Raw genomic sequence first — 19,676 nt, 5'->3', positions numbered from 1 at the left:
GCCCCCGCAAGGGCCCCGGGCGCCGCTCGGGACACCACCGGCGGCGGCATCAAGAGCAACCAGCAGGCGGGAATCGTGAGGATCTTCGGCAAGGTACGGCACCGGCCCTCCGCCTCGTGGCGGCAGGCGACCGACCGCGCTTTCACGCTGATCGGCGACGGCCGTTACGAGGACGCGGGGGCGCTGCTGACCCGCGCCGCGGACATGGAGCCGTGGCTGTCGGAGTCCTGGTTCAATCTCGCGCTGCTGCACAAGTTCCGGCACGACTGGGAGCAGGCACGGGCCGCCGGCCTGCGCGCGGTGGCCCTGCTGGACCGCGAAACCGGGGCGCCCGACTGGTGGAACGTCGGGATCGCCGCCACCGCCCTGCAGGACTGGCCGCTGGCCCGCCGCGCCTGGCAGGCGTACGGCCTGAAGGTCCCCAGCGAGGGCTCGCCGTCCGGCGAGCCGGTCGGGATGGCCCTGGGGAGCGCCGCCGTGCGGCTGTCGCCGGAGGGCGAGGCCGAGGTGGTCTGGGGCCGCCGCCTGGACCCGGCCCGTATCGAGGTGCTCTCCATCCCGCTGCCGTCCTCCGGGCGCCGCTGGGGCGAGGTCGTGCTGCACGACGGCGTCCCGCACGGCGAGCGGACCACCGCCGCGGGACCCGCCTACCCGGTCTTCGACGAGATCGAGCTGTGGGCGCCTTCCCCGGTGCCCACCTGGGTGGTGCTCCTGGAGGCCGCCTCGGAGGACGACCGGGACGCCCTGGAGCGGCTGGCGGCCGATGCGGGCTTCGCCGCCGAGGACTGGTCGTCGTCGGTGCGGCTGCTGTGCCGTACGTGCTCGGAGAGCCGGATGCCCAGCGACGAGGGCGACGGCGAGCATCTGGACCCGCACGACCACAGCGAACCAGGCCACCCGGGGCCGCTGGGGCACCGCACCGCGGGCTCGGGCTCCCTGTGGGTCCCGGAGCGCGAATGCGGCATCGCGGCCCCCGCAGGCCTGGTGCGCGGCCTGCTGGACGGCTGGGTCGCGGACAGCCCGGACACCCGGGAGTGGCGCGATCTTGAAGAGGTCTGCTGAGCCGCTGCCCGCGTCGCCGTAGGCTGTAGGGCGACTAATCAGGGTTTTGAAGGTTTTCAGGAAGGCGTACGGCGGAAATGGCCCAGCAGCCTGTGTTTGATCAAGACGGTGAGCAGCAGGTGGACGAGACGTTCATCGACGATGTGACGGACGCGGAAGCGCGGGAGGCCGCCCACCGCGAGCGCGGCACCTCGCGGCCCATCACGGTCGTCGGCAACCCGGTGCTCCACAAGGAGTGCAAGGACGTCACCGCGTTCGATGACGAGCTCGCCCAGCTCATCGACGACATGTTCGCCAGCCAGCGCACCGCCGAGGGCGTCGGCCTGGCCGCGAACCAGATCGGCGTGGACCTCAAGGTCTTCGTCTACGACTGCCTGGACGACGAGGGCGTCCGCCACGTCGGCGCGGTCTGCAACCCCGTCCTCGACGAGCTGCCGGCCGAGCGCCGGGTGCTGGACGACTCCAACGAGGGCTGCCTGTCGGTGCCCGGCGCCTACGCCGAGCTGGCCCGCCCCGACCACGCCGTGGTGCGCGGCCGGGACGCCAAGGGCGAGCCGATCACGGTCCGGGGCACCGGCTACTTCGCGCGCTGCCTGCAGCACGAGACCGACCACCTCTACGGCTACCTCTACATCGACCGGCTCTCCAAGCGGGAGCGCAAGGACGTGCTGAAGCAGATGGCCGAGAAGGAGCCGCGCTACCCCGTCGTCGCCAACGACTGAGCCTTGAGCACGGGAGACCCCGCGGCGGCCACCGCGGGGCTCCTCAGCCCGACGCCTCCTGGTAGGCGGCCCAGATCTGCGGCGGGATGGTCGTCCCCAGCCCCGAGTTCGGGCCGCCCACGCCGTTCATCGGCAGCAGCTCGGGGGCGCCCGGCTTGTTGCGGAACATCGTGATGGCGGTGGTCGGCCCGTTGTCGTCCCGCAGGGGCTGCTCCTTGGAGGGGCCGCTGGTCACCGGCCCGCGCTCGGGCGCGAGGGGCATGGCGGACGGGCTGCCGATGAACCACGCCGACTTCATCCGGTCACCGGGCTCGCTGAGGCCCGCGGCGACCGGCCGGTAGGCGGTCCGGCCGTCCGGGGTGCCCAGGGTGCGCCAGCCCAGCCCCACCAGTATCCCGTTCATCTGCTGGGCCACGTCGGGCGTCAGGACCTGCTCGGGATCCGGGCGGTCGAAGCCGTCGAGGGGCTTGCCGTCGAGGGTCATCCTGGACACCGCGTAGGGATCGGCGTGCAGCCCGCCGTTGCCGAAGACGGTGTAGGCGCTCGCCATCCGGATCGCGCTGGGGGCGGAGGTGCCGAGCGGGAACGTCGGCTCCAGCTGCGCCAGGCTCTCCTCGCGCAGCCCCGCGGCCACCACGAGGTCGCGGATCCGCTCCAGCCCGATGCGCTGCCCGGCCTGTACGAACGGCGGGTTCTGCGCCGACATCAGGGCCTCGCGCAGGTCCTGCGTCCGGTTCTCCCCGACGTCCGGGCGCGCCGCGGCGCCCCACGCCTCGGTCTCCTGCTGCAGGGACGTCGCCAGCACGAACGGCTTGAACGCCGATCCGACCGGGACGGCGGTGGTGTCGGCGTTGTTGCTGAAGTGCTTCGTCGCGTCCGCGCCGCCGTACAGCGCGACGATCGCCCCGTCCTTGGGACGCACCGAGGCCGCACCGAATTCCACAAAGGTGTCGGTCGTGCGCCGCTTCGGGTCGATGGTCTTCTTACGGACGCTGTCCACGGCCTTTTCCAGGCGGTGGGTGAGCGTTTTGTCGAAGGTGGTGTGAATGCGATAGCCGCCGCGCGCCAGGTCCTTGTCGGTCAGCCCGGTGCTGCTCTGGACGAACTTGTTGGCGACATCGACGAGATATCCGGTCTGGCCGGCCTGGCTGGTGGGCTTCGCCAATGCGCGGGGCTCCGGGAATTTGGTGTACTTGGCGCGCTCTTCCTTGCTCATCTTGCCGGTGGCGACCTCCCGGTCGAGAATCCACCGCCAGCGCTCCACGGCCCGCTGGTGATTGCCCTTGCTCAGCGTCGGGTCGTACTGCTCCGAACCCTTGAGCAGGGCGGCCAGCAGCGCTCCCTGGCTCGGGTTCAGCCGGTCGGCGTCGATGCCGTAATAGGCGTGCGCGGCCGCCTGGATGCCGTTCGAACTGCGGCCGAACCAGCTGGTGTTGAGATATCCCCGCAGAATGTCCCGCTTGGACTTCTGATTGCTCACCTTCAGCGAGATGATGAATTCCTTCGCCTTACGGGTGACCGTTTGGTCCTGCGAAAGGTAGGTGTTCTTCACATACTGCTGGGTGATGGTGGAGCCGCCCTGGGTGTCCCCGCCGGAGAGCATGTTCACCAGGGCCCGGCCGATTCCCTTGAGGGAGACGCCGGAATCGCTGTAGAAGGTGGCGTTCTCGGCCGCGATCACGGCGTTCTCGACGGAATCCGGAACCTTGTCCAGGCCGACGTTCTGCCGGTTGACGGCGCCGACGCTGACCATCTGGCTGCCGTCCGCCCAGTAGTAGATGGAGGCTTCCTGGGCGGCCAGCTCGTTCTCGTTCGGGATGTCGACGGTGACGTAGACGACGGCGAACAGCGCCGCCAGGCCCGCTATGCCGGCCCCGAACGTGCCGAGCAGCAGCTTCCACGACGGCAGCCAGCGGCGCAGTCCCGCTCGCCCCTGCCGCGGATAGTCGATGATGCGGCGACGCGGCGTCCACGACGGCAGCCGGCGGCGCAGTTCCGCTCGGCCCTGTCGAAGATGGTCGACGATCCGGCGACGCGTTCGGCGACGCCCCCTGTTCCCCTTCATACTTCCGTAGATAGTACGGAAGGGTGCGCCGGTTGCCGCCGCGGCCGCCCGCTAACCGAATGCTCATAATCGGCGGGCGGCCGCTGGCCGGATGGGGTAATGCGCGGCTAGAAGTCGTCGTCGAAGGAGACCGAGCCCTCCACGGCGACCTGGTAGGCCGAGGCCCGGCGCTCGAAGAAGTTGGTCAGCTCCTGGACGTTCTGCAGCTCCATGAAGGAGAACGGGTTCTCCGAGCCGTAGACGGGCGCGAAGCCGAGGCGCTGCAGCCGCTGGTCGGCCACGCACTGGAGGTACTCGCGCATCGACTCGGTGTTCATGCCCGGCAGGCCGTCCCCGCACAGGTCGCGGCCGAACTGGAGCTCCGCCTCGACGGCCTCCTGGAGCATCTCGGTGACCTCCCGCTCCAGCTTGTCGTCGAAGAGGTCGGGCTCCTCCTCGCGGACGGTGTCCACCACGGAGAACGCGAAGTCCATGTGCATGGACTCGTCGCGGAAGACCCAGTTGGTGCCCGTGGCCAGCCCGTGCAGCAGACCGCGCGAGCGGAACCAGTAGACGTAGGCGAACGCGCCGTAGAAGAACAGGCCCTCGATGCAGGCCGCGAAGCAGATCAGGTTGAGCAGGAAGCGGCGGCGGTCGGCCTTCGTCTCCAGGCGGTCGATGCTCTCGACCGAGTCCATCCACTTGAAGCAGAATTCGGCCTTCTCCCGGATGGACGGGATGTTCTCCACGGCGGCGAAGGCGGCCGCGCGGTCGTCCGGGTCGGGGAGGTAGGTGTCCAGCAGCGTCAGATAGAACTGGACGTGCACGGCCTCCTCGAAGAGCTGGCGGCTGAGGTACAGCCGCGCCTCGGGGGAGTTGATGTGCTTGTAGAGGGTCAGGACGAGGTTGTTGGCGACGATGGAGTCACCGGTCGCGAAGAACGCCACCAGCCGGCCGATCATGTGCTGCTCGCCGGGCGAGAGCTTGGCGAGATCGGCGACGTCGGAGTGGAGGTCGACCTCCTCCACGGTCCAGGTGTTCTTGATCGCGTCGCGGTAGCGGTCGTAGAAGTCCGGGTACCGCATGGGGCGCAGCGTCAGCTCGAAGCCGGGGTCGAGGAGGTTCTTCTTGCCGGTGGTGGCGGTGTGCGCGGCCGCGGCGGCATTCACTTCGGTGGACATTACTGGCAGGCCTCGCAGGACTCGGGGTTTTCCAGGGAACAGGCGACGGCCTCGGGGTCGGCCACCGGCTGCTGGGCGGGGATGGACGCGGCACGCGCGGACTGGGCGATCCGGGTCGCCGGCCGCGACCGCAGGTAGTACGTCGTCTTGATGCCGCGCTTCCAGGCGTAGGCGTACATCGAGCTGAGCTTGCCGATGGTCGGCGACGCCATGAAGAGGTTCAGCGACTGGCTCTGGTCGAGGTACGGCGTACGGGCCGCGGCCATGTCGATCAGGGCGCGCTGCGGGATCTCCCAGGCGGTGCGGTACAGCGCCCGGATCTCCTCGGGGATCCAACCGACGTCCTGCACCGAGCCGTTGGCCTCGCGCAGCGCGTCACGGGTGCGCGCGTCCCACATCCCCAGCGCCTTGAGCTCCTCGATCAGATAGGCGTTGACCTGCAGGAACTCGCCCGACAGGGTCTCGCGCTTGAAGAGGTTGGAGACCTGCGGCTCGATGCACTCGTAGACGCCCGCGATGGAGGCGATGGTGGCGGTCGGCGCGATGGCCAGGAGGAGGGAGTTGCGCATCCCGGTGCCGGCGATACGGGCGCGCAGCGCCGCCCAGCGGTCGGCCCAGCGGGGCTCGGCGTTGGGGTAGTGGTCGGGGTGCAGCACCCCGCGGGCGGTGCGGGTCGCGGACCAGGCCGGGTGCGGGCCGTGCCGCTCGGCGAGGTCGGCGGAGGCCTCGTACGCGGCGAGCATGATCCGCTCGGAGATCCGGGTCGACAGCTCCTGCGCCTCGGGCGAGTCGAAGGGCAGCCGCAGCCGGAAGAAGACGTCCTGCAGGCCCATCAGGCCCAGACCGACCGGGCGCCAGCGGGAGTTGGAGGTGCCGGCCTGCTCGGTCGGGTAGAAGTTGATGTCCACGACGCGGTCGAGGAAGGTGACGGCCGTACGGACCGTGGCGTCCAGCCGCTCCCAGTCCATCTCACCGTTGTCGCCCAGATGGGCCGCGAGGTTGACCGACCCCAGGTTGCAGACCGCGGTCTCCCCGTCGTTGGTCACCTCCAGGATCTCCGTGCACAGGTTGGAGGAGTGCACGACCTGGCCGGGCTCGGCGGTCTGGTTGGCGGTGCGGTTGGCGGCGTCCTTGAAGGTCATCCAGCCGTTGCCGGTCTGCGCGAGGGTGCGCATCATCCGCGAGTACAGCACCCGGGCCGGAATCTGCTTGAGCGCCCGGCCCTCCGCCTCGGCCTTGCGGTACGCCGCGTCGAACTCGTCGCCCCACAGGTCCACCAGCTCCGGCGCGTCCGACGGCGAGAACAGCGACCAGTCGGCGTCCGTCTCGACCCGGCGCATGAACTCGTCCGGGATCCAGTGCGCGATGTTCAGGTTGTGCGTACGGCGGGCCTCCTCACCGGTGTTGTCGCGCAGCTCCAGGAACTCCTCGATGTCGGCGTGCCAGGTCTCCAGGTAGACGCAGGCGGCGCCCTTGCGCCGGCCGCCCTGGTTCACGGCCGCGACCGAGGCGTCCAGCGTGCGCAGGAACGGCACGATGCCGTTGGAGTGGCCGTTGGTGCCCCGGATCAGCGACCCCCGTGCGCGGATCCGGGAGTAGGAGAGACCGATGCCGCCGGCGTGCTTGGAGAGCCGTGCCACCTGGTGGTAGCGGTCGTAGATCGAGTCCAGCTCGTCCAGCGGAGAGTCCAGCAGATAGCAGGAGGACATCTGCGGGTGGCGGGTGCCGGAGTTGAAGAGGGTGGGGGAGGACGGCAGGTAGGACAGCGTGCTGGTCAGGCGGTACAGCTCGGCGACATCCGCCAGCGCCCGCTCGGAGCGGTCCTCGGCCAGGCCGCAGGCCACCCGCAGCAGGAAGTGCTGGGGGGTCTCGATGACCTGACGGGTGGTGGGGTGGCGCAGGAGGTAACGGGAGTGCAGGGTGCGCAGCCCGAAGTACCCGAAGCGGTCGTCGGCGCCGTCCTCCAGGGCCTTCGCCACGAGCGCGTCCAGCTGGTCCGCGTGGGTCCCCACGAACTCGGCGGTCTCATCGGCGATCAGGCCCTCGCGCCGGCCGACCGCGACCGATGCCGAGAACCCGGTGGCTCCCTGGCCGGCGGCCTCCTCGGCGATGGCGAGGGTGAGGAGACGGGCGGCGAGCTTGGAGTACTGCGGCTCGTCGCCGATCAGTCCGGCCGCGGCATCGATGGCCAGCGAGCGCAACTCGGCCTCGTCCGAGCCCGGGTGGCGGCCGCGCAGCGCGGCGGCGGCCACCTTGCCGGGGTCGGTCGCGGTCAGGTCCGCGGTCAGCTCGGTCAGGGTGCGCAGCAGCGCGACGCCGGGTCCGTCCTCGCGACGCCCGCCGTCGGCGGGGGCGGCAGGAGTGGTCACCGCAGGCTGCACGACCTCGGCGTCTGACGCGGGCTCCGTTGGCGCGATGGTCACGTGATGCTCTCCCTCACTCGGCGGGGGCCGGGAGGGACGCGGCGCGACGGGCGCTCGCGGGCATACCGCACCCCGTGGCGTCAGGGGTGCGCGGGCATACCGCGCGGCGTCCACCGGCCCAACCCTCGGGGCCCGGACGTATCGACGTCCGCACCGATGGCGGTGCGGGCGTACTGTCGGCAGGTCCTCGGACTTCACGGGCGCGCGAGAGGGCGGCGAGGCCACCGGGGCGCACTTTCATACCGTTGCGGGACAGTTCCGGATTCTCACCGGATTCCCCTGCGACGACAGCGAGCACGAGCATACATCTTGTGTCGCTCCCTACGTGCACCCCCACATCTTGTGTCGCTCCCTCGTGTCGTCCTCATACCACCCCTACAGGTGTGCGAGCGGCCGCGGGCCCCGCAGGGGCGTCCACCGCCCCGCAGGCCTCTCCCTGCGCCTCTCCCCGGGACCCGCCCCCGGGCCCCTTCCCGGGCCTCTCCCGGGCGCTCTCAGACCGGCTCGCGGATGAAGGCCCAGAGCGTGACACCCGGTATCGGGTCCCAGTCCCGTTCCCGGGCGCGCGCGAACCCCAGGCGGCGGTAGAGCCGGTGGGCGGGCAGCAGATGCGGCTGGCTGGAGAGCACGATCGCCCGCAGCCCCAGCGCGCGGGCTCGCTCCACGCAGGCCGTCACCAGCGCCTCCCCGATTCCCTGCCCGCGCCCCTCCGCCCGCACCGCCAGCATCCGGAACTCCCCCTCCCCGGGCCCCGCCAGATCCGCATACGGGCTTCCGTACGCGGCGAAGGTGACCGCCCCCAGCACCCGCTCACCCGCCGTCTCCACGGCGACCAGCACCTCGGCGTGCTCCGCGCGATGGGCGACCTTGCGCAGCTCCGCCGCGTACGTGTCGTTCTCCCCGAACGTCAGCAGCCCGTCGGCCAGATAGACCTCCACCAGAAGGTCGCCGACGGCGCCGAATTCGGCCGGCCGTGCGGGCCTGATCGTGATGTCCATGCGCTTCAGTGTGCGGGACGGGTCCGACAATCGGCCGCGGGTCCTCGCGGTCTCCGAGTGGACGGCGGGGAGCGGCCCGCTACGGGCCCATCCGGAGGGTGCCGTTCGGGGCAAGCAAACGGGCCGCCGCGCCCCGAGGGGGACGCGACGGCCCGAAGCCGTGAAGTCGGCCGCCGGCTCAGTGCCCGGCCGGCGCCTCGGCCGTGGCCGGCGGCAGGTCCGCGGTCACGGCCTTGTCGCCGGCGTCCGCCGTGTAGTCCGAGGGGCTGGTCTCATCGACGCCCTCCGGTGCCTTCACGGCCTTCAGGACGACGGTCAGCACGACCGAGACCACGACATTGAGCACAAATGCCGTCAGACCGATGTAGCCGATCTCGCCGATGCCGGGGATCTCCTTGCTGGAGCCGCCGAAGTGGGCCTGGGTGGGGCTGGCGACGCCGTACGCCGCGAGGGTGCCGTAGAGCATGCCGACCGCCCAGCCGGCCAGCAGCGCCCAGCGGTGGAACCAGCGGGTGAACAGGCCGCCGACCAGCGAGGGCATGGTCTGCAGGATCCAGATACCGCCCAGCAGCTGGAAGTTGATGGCGACGGTCTTGTCCATCGTGAGGACGAAGACGAGCGCACCGACCTTCACCAGCAGCGAGACCAGCTTCGCGACCTTGTGCTCCTGCGCGGCGGTCGCGTCCGGCTTGAGGAAGTCCTTGTAGACGTTGCGGGTGAAGAGGTTGGCCGCGGCGATGGACATGATGGCCGCGGGCACCAGCGCGCCGATGCCGATCGCGGCGAAGGCGACGCCGGAGAACCAGCTCGGGAACATGTCCTCGAACAGCTGCGGAATCGCCAGCTGCGGGTTGCCCTTGATGTCCGTACCGGCCTTGATCGCCATGAAGCCGAGCAGCGCCAGGAAGCCCAGCATCAGGGAGTACAGCGGCAGGATGGTGGTGTTGCGGCGTATGACGTTGCGGCTGCGGGAGGACAGCGTGGCGGTGATGGAGTGCGGGTACATGAAGAGCGCCAGCGCGGAACCCAGCGCCAACGTGGCGTACGCCCACTGGGCGTGGGGGCCGCTCGTCAGCTCGCCGCGCGGTTTGCCGGGGACGGCGCCGGGCTGGGCGAACGCCTTGCCGGCCGCGTCGAAGATCGCGTCGAAGCCGCCCAGTTTGATGGGGATGTAGATGATCGCCACGGCGATGACCAGGTAGATCAGGCCGTCCTTGACGAAGGCGATCAGGGCCGGCGCGCGCAGGCCGGAGGAGTAGGTGTAGGCGGCCAGCACGGCGAACGCGATCAGCAGCGGCAGGTCCTTGACGAACCAGTTGGTGTTCTCGCCGCCGCCGATGCCCATCACGTCCAGGACGGCCTGGATACCGACCAGTTGGAGCGCGATGTACGGCATCGTGGCGAGGATGCCGGTGAGCGCCACGGCCAGCGACAGGCCCTTGGAGCCGAAGCGGCCGCGCACGAAGTCGGAGGTGGTGACGTATCCGTGCTTGTGCGAGACCGACCACAGGCGCGGAAGGAAGGTGAAGATCAGCGGGTAGACCAGGATGGTGTACGGGACGGCGAAGAAGCCGGCCGCGCCCGCCGCGTAGATCGCCGCCGGGACGGCCACGAACGTGTAGGCGGTGTAGAGGTCACCGCCGAGCAGGAACCACGTCACCCAGGTGCCGAAGCTGCGGCCGCCCAGGCCCCATTCGTCGAGGTTGGCGGATTGTTCGGCCTTGCGCCAGCGGGCGGCCAGGAAGCCCATGACCGTCACGGCCAGGAAGAAGAAGACGAAGACGGCCAGTGCGATGCCGTTGACGCCGTCGGTCGGGGCGGCGGCAAGGCGGGTGGCGGAGGCGAGGGCGGTCACTTGGCCACACCACCCTTGCGGGCGCGCTGCTCACGCTGCACCAGCTTGTACGCGAGCATCGTCATCGCGGTCGAGATCAGCACCCACAGCATCTGGTACCAGTAGAAGAACGGGATCCCGATGAGCGTCGGCTCGATCTTCGCGTACGAACTCACCCACAGCATCGCCACGAACGGAGCGAGCAGACACACCCCGGCCACCACACGGGTGGGCGTGACGATCCGTCTGCGCTCCGGGGCTGCCGACGCTGGCTCTGGTCCTGACATGGCGGGGCTCCGTCCGTGGCAATTTCTCCTGGGTGATCGGCTGGAAATCTAAGCCAGGGTCGTGGCGCGCGTCACTAGGTGTCCGCATATCGGTATGACATACCTGAGTTACGGGCTTCCGCGGAGCCGGCGGTGGCGCCCTCAGTCCGCGGGGCGGCGCAGCCGGGCGACGAACTTGTAGCGGTCGCCGCGGTAGACCGAGCGCACCCACTCCACCGGCTGTCCCTGCGCGTCGAGGGAGTGCCGGGAGAGCATCAGCATCGGCAGGCCGACATCCGTACCCAGCAGCCCGGCCTCGCGAGGGGTGGCCAGCGAGGTCTCGATGGTCTCCTCGGCCTCCGCCAGGCGGACGTCGTAGACCTCGGCCAGTGCGGTGTAGAGGGAGGTGTATTTGACGAGATTGCGGCGCAGCGCGGGGAAGCGCTTCGCCGACAGATGGGTGATCTCGATGGCCATCGGCTCGCCGCTGGCCAGCCGCAGCCGCTCGATGCGCAGTACCCGGCCGCCGGTGGTGATGTCCAGCAGCCCGGCGAGGCGGTCGTCGGCGGTGACATAGCCGATGTCCAGCAGCTGCGACGTCGGCTCCAGGCCCTGCGCGCGCATGTCCTCGGTGTAGGAGGTCAGTTGCAGCGCCTGGGAGACCTTGGGCTTGGCGACGAAGGTGCCCTTGCCCTGGATGCGCTCCAGGCGGCCCTCGACGACCAGCTCCTGAAGGGCCTGACGGACCGTCGTGCGGGAGGTGTCGAACTCCGTGGCGAGGGTGCGCTCGGGCGGTACCGGGGAGCCGGGCGGCAGCGTCTCGGTGATCTCCAGCAAGTGCCGCTTGAGGCGGTAGTACTTGGGCACCCGAGCGGTGCGGGTGGTGCCGCCACCGCTCTCGGTGCTGCCGCCTTCGGTCTCCATGACCCGCCTCTCCGACCCTTGTCGCGCTGCCGTCACCGGCTCCTCCGTACGTAGCGGCTCACATCGTGGCACGAGTGCGTTCCCCGTGCTCCCTCGCAGGTCCCGGCCCACCAGATGTCGGTCCGGTAACGGACCTGACAGCGACTCTTATACACCCTTGACACTCCTAAAGGTCTAGGCCAAGCTGCGGGCACTGGTCTAAACCATTAAAGACCACACCCGGCCTTTAGGGGAGAGCGCAATGAAGCGTGGGCTCATAGCGGCGACGGCGGTCGCGGGAATGCTGGTGAGTGTCGCTGCTTGTGGGTCGAGCGACGGCAAGGCGGGCGCGGACGGTTTCAAGGGACAGAAGCTCACCGTATGGGTGATGAGCGGTTCCAATCCGGCGCAATGGACCAAACAGGTCTCCGCGCAATTCAAGAAGAAGACCGGCGCCACGGTCGAGTTCAAGGTCCAGCAGTGGAACGGAATCCAGCAGAAGCTGAGCACCGCGCTGTCCGAGGACACCCCGCCGGACGTCGTCGAAATCGGCAATACGCAGACCGCCGCCTACGCCAAGGCGGGTGCCCTGGCCGACCTCGGTGACCTGAAGAAGGAAATCGGCGCCGACTGGAACGAGGCCTTCAACAAGGCGTCGCTGGTGGACGGAAAGCAGTACGCGCTTCCGTGGTTCGCCGGGAACCGCGTCGTCATGTACAACAAGAAGATCTGGGCCGAGGCCGGCCTCAAGGGCACCCCCAGGACCCGCAGCGAGCTCTTCAAGGCGTTCGACACCATCAAGAAGAAGACCGATGCCGAACCGCTGTATCTCCCCGGTCAGAACTGGTACTTCTTCGACGGCCTGACCATCGGCACCGGCGCCGACCTGGTGAAGAAGCAGGGCGGTAAATGGGTCTCCAATCTCGGCGACCCCAAGGTCGCCAAGGCCATGGACATCTACAAGCAGTACCAGGCCTTCAGTACCGCCCCGAAGAACAAGGACGAGGCGACGCCGCAGCAGGGCGAGGTCTTCGCCAAGGGGAAGACCGGCGCCGTCATCGCCATGGGCTACGAGGCCGCCACCGCCGTCAATGCGAACCCGGGAATCAAGAAGGACATCGGCTTCTTCACCATTCCCGGTGAGACCGCTGCACGGCCCGAGGGCGTATTCCTCGGCGGGTCCAACTTCGCGGTCGCCGGAATGGGCAAGAACCAGGAACTCGCCAAGGAATTCCTGAAGATCGCCCTGTCGAAGGCGAACGACGCCCAGATGGTCAAGGAGGTCGGCTGGAGTCCCAAGTCCCCCGACCTGGCCGCAACCGCCAAGGGGAACCCGGCCGCGGCGGCCGCCGCACCCGCCGCGGAGAAGTCCGGCGGTACGACTCCGCTGATTCCCCAGTGGGCCGCGGTGGAGAACACCCCGAACCCGATCAAGAGCTATATGACGGCCGTGCTGGGTGGTAAGTCCCCGGCCGACGCCGCCAAGGACGTCGCGTCCGAGATCAACGCGCGGCTCGCCAAGGAGTAACACCACCGGCGGCGTACGGGGCCGGCCGTCCCCGGCCCCGTACGCGCACACCGGGAGCATCCGAGAGGAACGAGGGGGAGCAGGGCCCATGGCAGTGCAGCTCGACGGCGCGGCGGCCGCGACGGACCGGACCGCGACGCGGACCGGCCGGGGAAGCGCGCCACCCGGCCGCCAAGGGCCCGGAAGACGGCGGGCCACCCCGTATCTGCTGCTGCTCCCGGCGCTGCTCGCGACCGCGGTCCTCCTGGGCTGGCCGATGGTGCGCAACCTCCTGCTCTCCTTCCAGAACCTCAATATGAAGGAGCTGATCCAGCACCTCACCGAATGGCGGGGGACCGGCAACTACCAGGAGATCCTGGGCAGCGAGCAGTTCTGGCGGGTGACCCTGCGCACCCTCGTCTTCACCGCCGTCAATGTCGCCCTGATCATGGTCCTCGGCATACTGATCGGGCTGCTGCTCGCCCGGCTCGGCAAGAAGATGCGCCTGACGCTGTCCGTCGCGCTGGTGCTCGCCTGGGCGATGCCGGTGATCGCCGCCACCACCGTCTTCCAATGGCTCTTCGACTCCCGCTACGGCGTCGTCAACTGGCTGCTGGACCGGCTCGGCCTGCACTCCATGGCCCACTACGACTGGGTCGGCACCCAGCTGTCGACCTTCTTCGTCATCACCGTGCTGATCGTCTGGCAGTCGCTGCCCTTCGTGGCGCTCAACCTCTACGCCGCCACCACGACCATCCCCAAGGAGCTCTACGAGGCGGCCCGGATGGACGGCGCCGGCACCTGGAAGGTCTTCACCTCCGTCACCTTCCCCTTCCTCAAGCCCTTCTTCCTCGCCACGACGTTCCTGGAAGTCATCTGGGTGTTCAAGGCGTTCCCGCAGATCTTCGCGATCAACGAAGGCGGCCCGGACCGGCTCACCGAAACCCTTCCGATCTACGCCTTCACCGAGGGCGTCGGCAACCTCCACTTCGGGATGGGCGCCGCGATCTCGCTGCTCACGATCGTGGTACTGCTCGCCATGACCGCGTACTACCTGCGTCTGACGATCAAGCAGGAACGGCAGGAGGAGAACGAGCTGTGAAGCGCTCCGCTCTATCGACGGTCGGCCGCATCTGGCCCAACGCCACCGCGGTGGTGCTCACCGTAGGCTTCGTCTTCCCCGTCTACTGGATGTTCAGCACGGCCTTCAAGCCGACCCGGGACATCGTCACGGAAGACCCCGTGTGGTTCCCCTTCCACGGCACCCTCGAGCACTTCGCGACGGCCGTGAACGCCCCCAACTTCTGGTCCCTGGCCGCGAACTCGGTCGTCGTGACCGTCCTCGCCGTCGTCCTGTCGCTGGTCATCGCGCTCTGCGGGGCGTTCGCCCTCACCCGGATGCGCTTCAAGGGCCGTAAGGGCATTCTGCTGACGTTCATGGTCGCCCAGATGGCGCCCTGGGAGGTCATGGTGATCTCGATCTATCTGATCGTCCGCGATGCCGACATGCTCAACAGCCTCCTCCCGCTCACCTTCTTCTACATGCTGATGGTGCTGCCCTTCACCCTGCTGACCCTGCGCGGGTACGTCGCCGCGGTGCCCAGGGAACTGGAGGAGTCCGCGATGGTCGACGGCTGTTCGCGCTTCCAGGCCTTCCTCAAGGTCGTCTTCCCGCTCCTCGCACCCGGGCTGATGGCCACCTCCCTCTTCGGTTTCATCACCGCCTGGAACGAATTCCCGCTCGTGCTGGTCCTCAACAAGGAGCCCGACGCGGGCACCCTGCCGCTGTGGCTCTCGCAGTTCCAGAGCCAGTTCGGGGACGACTGGGGTGCCACCATGGCAGCGGCTTCGCTCTTCGCCGTCCCGATCCTGCTCCTCTTCCTGTTCCTGCAACGCAAGGCGGTCGGCGGTCTCACCTCCGGCGCAGTGAAGGGATAACGCATGACTGCCTCTGTTGGCCCCGTACGGTCCACCGACACCCTCACCCGCGACGCGCTCGCCGTCCTCCAGCCCGGCTTCACCGGCACCACCGCACCCGACTGGCTGCTCCGCCGCCTCGACGAGGGCCTGGTTTCGGTCGGCCTCTTCGGCCGCAATGTGCACAGCCCGGACCAACTCGCCGCCCTCTCCGCCCAGCTGCGCGGCGTACGCGACGACCTCCTCATCGCCATCGACGAGGAGGGCGGCGACGTCACCCGCCTCGAGGTGCGCGGTGGCTCCTCCTTCCCCGGCAACCTCGCACTCGGCGCCGTCGACGACACCGCCCTCACCCGCGACGTGGCCCGCGAACTCGGCCGCCGCCTGGCCGACTGCGGCATCAGCCTCAACTGGGCGCCGTCCGCCGACGTCAACTCCAACCCCGCCAACCCCGTCATCGGCGTCCGCTCCTTCGGCGCCGACCCGCAGCTGGTCGCCCGGCACACCGCCGCCTACGTCGACGGCCTCCAGTCCGCCGGCGTCGCCGCCTGCACCAAGCACTTCCCCGGCCATGGCGACACCGCCGTCGACTCCCACCACGACCTGCCGCGCATCACCGCCGACCTGCCCACCCTCCAGGAACGCGAACTGGTCCCCTTCCGCGCCGCCATCGCCGCCGGCACCAAGGCCGTGATGAGCGCGCACATCCTGCTGCCCGCGCTGGACGGCGACCACCCGGCCACGCTCAGCCCGGCCGCCCTGCACGGCCTGCTGCGCGCGCCGGTCGCCGAGGGCGGCCTCGGTTTCGACGGGCTGATCGTCACCGACGGCATGGAGATGCAGGCGATCTCGGCCACCTACGGCATCGAGCGCGGCAGCGTACTGGCCCTCGCGGCCGGCGCCGACGCCATCTGCGTGGGCGGCGGACTGGCCGACGAGGACACCGTGCTGCGGCTGCGCGACGCCCTGGTGGGGGCGGTGCGCGACGGGGAGCTGTCGGAGAAGCGGCTCGCCGACGCCGCGGCACGGGTGCGCGCCCTGGCGCGCTGGACCCGGAGTGCGGGCGCGGCGGTGGGGACCGCGCCCGCACCCGGCATCGGCCTCACCGCCGCCCGCCGCGCCCTGCGCATCACCGCCGGCGGTCCGTACGAGCCGCTGACCGGCCCCGCCTACGTCGCCGCCTTCACCCCCCTCGCCAATATCGCTGTGGGCGACGAGACCCCCTGGGGAATTGCCGCCGAACTCACCCGCCTCCTTCCGGGCACCCGGACCGCCACCCATACCGCCGAGTCCGCGGTCACGCTGGGCACCCCCGCCCTGATCGACGGCCTGCTCGCCGAGGCCGCCGACCGCCGCCTCGTCGCCGTCGTCCGCGACGCCCACCGCCATCCCTGGATGGCCGAAGCCCTGCGCCTCCTCACCGCGGCCCGCCCCGACACCGCCGTCATCGAGATGGGCGTCCCCCAGGCCCCACCCACCGGCGCCGTCCACATCGCCACCCATGGCGCGGCCCGGGTCTGCGGCCAGGCGGCGGCGGAAGCCCTGGTGGGCGCGGCCGAATGAGAGGCGAATGACGGGCAGGCCGGGCCGGACGACGGGCAGGACGGGGAACGGCGCGGCGGCCCACGGACAGGCGCGCCCCGCCGACCTGCGCGCATGCGCGTCCGTACGCCCAGACCGCACCGATACAACCGGTCTTCGACCGGCCGGGCATCGGCCTGCGCCAGGCCGCCGGGACGCCGCCGCCCCGCCAACCACCACTCCCCGCCAACCACCACTCCCCGACGAGCCGGACGACACCCGACCGCCGGGGCCGAGCGGCCCGGCCGATCCCCACGGCCGACCGCCCCGCCGACCGCCGAGCCCCGACGAGCCGGACGACGCCCGACCGCCGTGGCCGCCCCGACCGACCGTCCCGGCCGATCCCCAGCAGCCGACAGCCCCGGCCGCCCCCCCGGAGGCCCAGAGCCCCCAAGCCCCGAAGTCCTAGATCCCCTGCCACTCCGGCTTCGCCGCATACGTGGCCCGGAAGTATCCGGCGAGCTTCAGCTTGGCGGCTGCGGCCTCGTCGACGACGACCGTCACATGCGGGTGGAGCTGCAGGGCCGAGGCCGGGACCAGCGCGGCGACCGGACCCTCGACGGCGTGGGCCACCGCGTCGGCCTTGCCCTCCCCGGTGGCGAGCAGGACCACATGGCGGGCCTCCAGGATGGTGCCGATGCCCTGGGTGATGACGTGATGCGGGACTTCGTCGAGGCTGTCGAAGAAGCGGGCGTTGTCCTCCCGGGTCTGCTGGGTGAGCGTCTTGATGCGGGTACGGGAAGCAAGCGACGAGCACGGCTCGTTGAAGCCGATGTGTCCGTCGGTGCCGATCCCGAGCAGCTGGAGGTCCACACCCCCGGCCTCGCTCAGCGCCCGGTCGTACGCCTCGCACGCGGCCTGGACGTCCTCCGCCGAGCCGTCCGGCCCCATGAAGGAGTCCTCACCGAGACCCAGCGGCTCCACCACTTCCCGCAGCACCACCGAGCGGTAGGACTCGGGGTGTCCGGCCGGCAGGCCCACATACTCGTCGAGCTGGCAGATGCGGGCCCGCGAGGCGTCCACCGCGCCGGCCCGAACCTTCGCCGAGAGCGCCTCGTAAATGGGCAACGGGGTCGAGCCGGTGGCCACGCCGAGCAGCGCGTCGGGCTTGCGGCGGATCAGGGTGGCGATGGCCTCCGCGATGAGCTCGCCGCCTGCCGTGGCGTCCGGGACGATGACAACTTCCACGCTTGGCCTGCCGTTCTGAAGAATGGGCTATGTGGTATAGACCAATCTAGCAGAGGGCGGCCCGTCGGACCGGGTGCTGCCGTGGAATGGCGGGGCATGTTTTGCCGTCGGCCGGATGACCGCCGGGCCACCCGGCAGTGTCGGCGTTCGTCAGAGCAGCGCACCCCCCGTCGCATCGATCCACTGACCCGTCACCCAGCGGCTGTCGTCCGAGGCGAGGAAGGCGGCGATGTCGCCGACGTCGGAGGGTTCCGCTACCCGGCCGAGCGGGGATATCGCCCCGAGCGCCTCCCGCGCCCCGGAGTTGCCCTCGCCGCGCAGCCACCCGGCGTTCATGTCCGTATCGACCGCACCGGGCGCCACCGCATTGACCGTGATGCCGCGCCGGCCCAGGTCCTTGGCGAGCGTCGAGGTGAACACATCGATCGCGCCCTTGCTCATGGAATAGGCGATCAGCTCGGGCTTGGCCGCGCCATGCGTCAGTCCCGTCGAGACATTGATGATCCGGCCGCCGTCCCGCAGTCGGGTCAGTCCCTGCTGGACGATGAAGAACGGCGCCTTGGTGTTGACCGCGAAGAGCCGGTCGAAGTCCTCCTCCGTCACTTCGCCGACACGCTTGAGCGTCCCGTCGACCGCCTTGTTGATCCCGGCGTTGTTGACCAGGATGTCCAGCCCGTCGGCCTGCTCGTCGAACGCGGCCCACAGCGCCTCGACGCCTCCCGGCACCCCCAACTCCGCCCGGACCGCGAAGGCCTGGCCTCCCGCTGCCTCGATCGCCGAGACCGTCTCCTTGGCCGCCGTCTCGCCGCGCCCGTAGTGGACGGCCACCCGCGCCCCGTCCCGCCCCAGTCGCTCCGCGATCGCCCGGCCGATCCCCCTGCTGCCGCCCGTCACCAGTGCCGTCCTGCCGCTGAGTGCATGCATGACCGTGCCCCTCCCCATTTCGTATGTGCCGCTCGCTACGGGCGCACGCGCACGTCCGTCCCGCACCGAGCTCTTTCTGTATCGCTCGCTACATAAAAACCGTAGCACGGCTTTCGTATCGTCCGCTATAGAATTCACTCCATGGCGACCAAGGAGACGAAACAGCGCGGCCGGCCCCGCTCCTTCGACCGGGAGACGGCCCTCGAGCAGGCGATTCGGTCCTTCTGGGAGCAGGGCTACGAGGCCACTTCCATCTCCGACCTCACCCGCACCATGGGCATCAGCGCCCCCAGCCTGTACGCCGCCTTCGGCGACAAGCGGGCCCTGTTCGACGAGGTGGTGGTCGAGTACGGCCGGCTCTACGGCGGCTTCATCTCCCGCGCCATGGCCGAGGAGTCGACCGCCCGCCGCGGCGTCGAACGGGCGCTGCGCGAGGCCGCGGTCGAATACACCCTGCCCGGCCGCCCCCGCGGCTGCCTCGTCATCAGCGCCGCCCAGAACACCGCCCCCGCATCCGCCGAAGTCGCCGAGTCCCTGAAGGAGATGAGGGACCGGAACCGCCGGGACTACGAGCGCGCCATCGCGGCGGACATCGCCTCCGGCGGGCTCCCCGCCGATACGGACCCGGCCGCGCTCGCCCATTACGTGGCGGCCGTCGTCCAGGGCATGTCACAGCAGGCGCGGGACGGCGCGGACCGGGCGACGCTGGAGGCCGTCGCCGAGCTGGCGATGAAGGCCTGGCCGGAGAGCGGGCGGGAACCGGGAAGCGCGCAAAGTGCTCGAAGCGCTCAGAAAAAGGGCGGCCGTTCCGCCGGAACCCCCTGAAACACCCGCGGGCCGCGGCGCCGGGACAGGACCCTCAACCTGTCCGGCACCGCAGCCCGGAGCTGACATCGGCCGACCCCGTGTTCAGCCGGGATGTGCCCCACGTGCGGTGGAGGCACGGTCCCGGCCGGGGGCCGGTCGATCGGAGGCCTTGGCGCAGTCAGGGCAGAGAGCGCCTGGGGCCTCGTTCCGCTCTCCTGTGCGGGGAGGGCGGAGGATCGGGATCTGGGGCATCCCCCAGGAGGTGTGGTGCACCCAGCATTGTGGACTAGACCATTCTCGGTTGTCCATGCCCTTGCAG

The 19,676-nt window shown here is 70.0% G+C and carries 16 protein-coding genes and 1 riboswitch; of the genes, 7 read left to right on the top strand and 9 right to left on the bottom strand.

The genetic code is table 11. The annotated features are described in order from the left end of the window. Positions 1–75 precede the first annotated feature (75 nt). Both ACIGWZ_RS26080 and def read left to right on the top strand, forming a co-directional pair. The gene (locus tag ACIGWZ_RS26080) at positions 76–1,062 is read left to right on the top strand and encodes a tetratricopeptide repeat protein (protein ID WP_400068603.1); all 987 of its coding nucleotides are present in this window, start codon (positions 76–78) and stop codon (positions 1,060–1,062) included. Positions 1,063–1,139: 77 nt separating this feature from the next. Further along, on the top strand, positions 1,140–1,784 hold the full coding sequence (gene def, locus ACIGWZ_RS26075; protein WP_400068601.1) for a peptide deformylase: 645 nt from the start codon (positions 1,140–1,142) through the stop codon (positions 1,782–1,784). Positions 1,785–1,827: 43 nt separating this feature from the next. Here def and ACIGWZ_RS26070 read toward each other — a convergent pair whose 3' ends face one another. The 7 genes from ACIGWZ_RS26070 to ACIGWZ_RS26040 all read right to left on the bottom strand — a co-directional run bounded on the left by ACIGWZ_RS26070 (position 1,828) and on the right by ACIGWZ_RS26040 (position 11,454). Next, entirely contained in the window at positions 1,828–3,849 is a 2,022-nt protein-coding gene (locus ACIGWZ_RS26070) for a transglycosylase domain-containing protein (protein WP_400068599.1), read from the bottom strand. A 107-nt stretch (positions 3,850–3,956) separates the two neighbouring features. Next, positions 3,957–5,009 (bottom strand): ribonucleotide-diphosphate reductase subunit beta, encoded by a 1,053-nt coding sequence (locus tag ACIGWZ_RS26065; RefSeq protein ID WP_400068597.1) that lies wholly within the window; start codon positions 5,007–5,009, stop codon positions 3,957–3,959. Further along, on the bottom strand, positions 5,009–7,432 hold the full coding sequence (locus tag ACIGWZ_RS26060) for a ribonucleoside-diphosphate reductase subunit alpha (RefSeq protein WP_400068596.1): 2,424 nt from the start codon (positions 7,430–7,432) through the stop codon (positions 5,009–5,011). The genes ACIGWZ_RS26065 and ACIGWZ_RS26060 overlap by 1 nt, the downstream gene beginning before the upstream one ends. A 160-nt stretch (positions 7,433–7,592) precedes the next feature. Next, positions 7,593–7,753, bottom strand: a riboswitch (cobalamin riboswitch). A gap of 173 nt (positions 7,754–7,926) precedes the next feature. After that, positions 7,927–8,430, bottom strand: a complete 504-nt coding sequence (locus ACIGWZ_RS26055) for a GNAT family N-acetyltransferase (protein WP_400068594.1) — start codon at positions 8,428–8,430, stop codon at positions 7,927–7,929. A gap of 178 nt (positions 8,431–8,608) precedes the next feature. Then, positions 8,609–10,285 (bottom strand): monocarboxylate uptake permease MctP, encoded by a 1,677-nt coding sequence (mctP, locus tag ACIGWZ_RS26050; RefSeq protein WP_400068592.1) that lies wholly within the window; start codon positions 10,283–10,285, stop codon positions 8,609–8,611. Beyond that, positions 10,282–10,551 carry a DUF3311 domain-containing protein gene (locus ACIGWZ_RS26045; RefSeq protein WP_400068590.1) on the bottom strand — a complete coding sequence of 90 codons (270 nt, stop codon included), beginning with the start codon at positions 10,549–10,551 and terminating at the stop codon, positions 10,282–10,284. The genes mctP and ACIGWZ_RS26045 overlap by 4 nt, the downstream gene beginning before the upstream one ends. 141 nt (positions 10,552–10,692) lie before the next feature. Beyond that, positions 10,693–11,454 carry a GntR family transcriptional regulator gene (locus tag ACIGWZ_RS26040; RefSeq protein WP_400068589.1) on the bottom strand — a complete coding sequence of 254 codons (762 nt, stop codon included), beginning with the start codon at positions 11,452–11,454 and terminating at the stop codon, positions 10,693–10,695. Positions 11,455–11,695: 241 nt separating this feature from the next. On the opposite strand from ACIGWZ_RS26040, the gene ACIGWZ_RS26035 reads away from it, so the two are divergent. The 4 genes from ACIGWZ_RS26035 to ACIGWZ_RS26020 all read left to right on the top strand — a co-directional run bounded on the left by ACIGWZ_RS26035 (position 11,696) and on the right by ACIGWZ_RS26020 (position 16,420). Beyond that, entirely contained in the window at positions 11,696–12,961 is a 1,266-nt protein-coding gene (locus tag ACIGWZ_RS26035; protein ID WP_400068587.1) for an extracellular solute-binding protein, read from the top strand. Between the two features lie 88 nt (positions 12,962–13,049). Next, a complete protein-coding gene (locus ACIGWZ_RS26030; RefSeq protein ID WP_400068585.1) occupies positions 13,050–14,042 on the top strand; it encodes a carbohydrate ABC transporter permease in 993 nt (330 codons plus the stop codon). Next, a complete protein-coding gene (locus ACIGWZ_RS26025; RefSeq protein WP_400068583.1) occupies positions 14,039–14,878 on the top strand; it encodes a carbohydrate ABC transporter permease in 840 nt (279 codons plus the stop codon). Before ACIGWZ_RS26030 ends, ACIGWZ_RS26025 begins: the two co-directional genes overlap by 4 nt. Before the next feature lie 3 nt (positions 14,879–14,881). Beyond that, a complete protein-coding gene (locus ACIGWZ_RS26020) occupies positions 14,882–16,420 on the top strand; it encodes a glycoside hydrolase family 3 protein (RefSeq protein ID WP_400068581.1) in 1,539 nt (512 codons plus the stop codon). A 423-nt stretch (positions 16,421–16,843) separates the two neighbouring features. Here ACIGWZ_RS26020 and nagB read toward each other — a convergent pair whose 3' ends face one another. Both nagB and ACIGWZ_RS26010 read right to left on the bottom strand, forming a co-directional pair. After that, positions 16,844–17,626: a glucosamine-6-phosphate deaminase gene (gene nagB / locus ACIGWZ_RS26015; RefSeq protein WP_400068579.1), complete on the bottom strand. Its 783-nt coding sequence runs from the start codon at positions 17,624–17,626 to the stop codon at positions 16,844–16,846. A 150-nt stretch (positions 17,627–17,776) separates the two neighbouring features. Then, positions 17,777–18,550: an SDR family oxidoreductase gene (locus ACIGWZ_RS26010; RefSeq protein ID WP_400068577.1), complete on the bottom strand. Its 774-nt coding sequence runs from the start codon at positions 18,548–18,550 to the stop codon at positions 17,777–17,779. 141 nt (positions 18,551–18,691) lie between these two features. On the opposite strand from ACIGWZ_RS26010, the gene ACIGWZ_RS26005 reads away from it, so the two are divergent. Continuing rightward, positions 18,692–19,375 carry a TetR/AcrR family transcriptional regulator gene (locus tag ACIGWZ_RS26005; RefSeq protein ID WP_400068575.1) on the top strand — a complete coding sequence of 228 codons (684 nt, stop codon included), beginning with the start codon at positions 18,692–18,694 and terminating at the stop codon, positions 19,373–19,375. Positions 19,376–19,676 lie beyond the last annotated feature (301 nt).

This window comes from Streptomyces sp. NPDC053427 (assembly GCF_044544985.1).
Lineage (GTDB): Bacteria > Actinomycetota > Actinomycetes > Streptomycetales > Streptomycetaceae > Streptomyces.
Note: the sequence above shows the minus strand (reverse complement) of the source record. Positions and strands in the feature narration are given on the sequence as shown.

What these genes read in the sequence shown, in the direction of transcription:
- def (WP_400068601.1), top strand. Translation starts at nt 1,140, where the DNA reads ATGGCCCAGCAGCCTGTGTTTGATCAAGACGGTGAGCAGCAGGTGGAC.
- ACIGWZ_RS26070 (WP_400068599.1), bottom strand. Translation starts at nt 3,849, where the DNA reads ATGAAGGGGAACAGGGGGCGTCGCCGAACGCGTCGCCGGATCGTCGAC.
- ACIGWZ_RS26065 (WP_400068597.1), bottom strand. Translation starts at nt 5,009, where the DNA reads ATGTCCACCGAAGTGAATGCCGCCGCGGCCGCGCACACCGCCACCACC.
- ACIGWZ_RS26055 (WP_400068594.1), bottom strand. Translation starts at nt 8,430, where the DNA reads ATGGACATCACGATCAGGCCCGCACGGCCGGCCGAATTCGGCGCCGTC.
- ACIGWZ_RS26045 (WP_400068590.1), bottom strand. Translation starts at nt 10,551, where the DNA reads ATGTCAGGACCAGAGCCAGCGTCGGCAGCCCCGGAGCGCAGACGGATC.
- ACIGWZ_RS26040 (WP_400068589.1), bottom strand. Translation starts at nt 11,454, where the DNA reads ATGGAGACCGAAGGCGGCAGCACCGAGAGCGGTGGCGGCACCACCCGC.
- ACIGWZ_RS26035 (WP_400068587.1), top strand. Translation starts at nt 11,696, where the DNA reads ATGAAGCGTGGGCTCATAGCGGCGACGGCGGTCGCGGGAATGCTGGTG.
- ACIGWZ_RS26030 (WP_400068585.1), top strand. Translation starts at nt 13,050, where the DNA reads ATGGCAGTGCAGCTCGACGGCGCGGCGGCCGCGACGGACCGGACCGCG.
- ACIGWZ_RS26020 (WP_400068581.1), top strand. Translation starts at nt 14,882, where the DNA reads ATGACTGCCTCTGTTGGCCCCGTACGGTCCACCGACACCCTCACCCGC.
- ACIGWZ_RS26010 (WP_400068577.1), bottom strand. Translation starts at nt 18,550, where the DNA reads ATGCATGCACTCAGCGGCAGGACGGCACTGGTGACGGGCGGCAGCAGG.
- ACIGWZ_RS26005 (WP_400068575.1), top strand. Translation starts at nt 18,692, where the DNA reads ATGGCGACCAAGGAGACGAAACAGCGCGGCCGGCCCCGCTCCTTCGAC.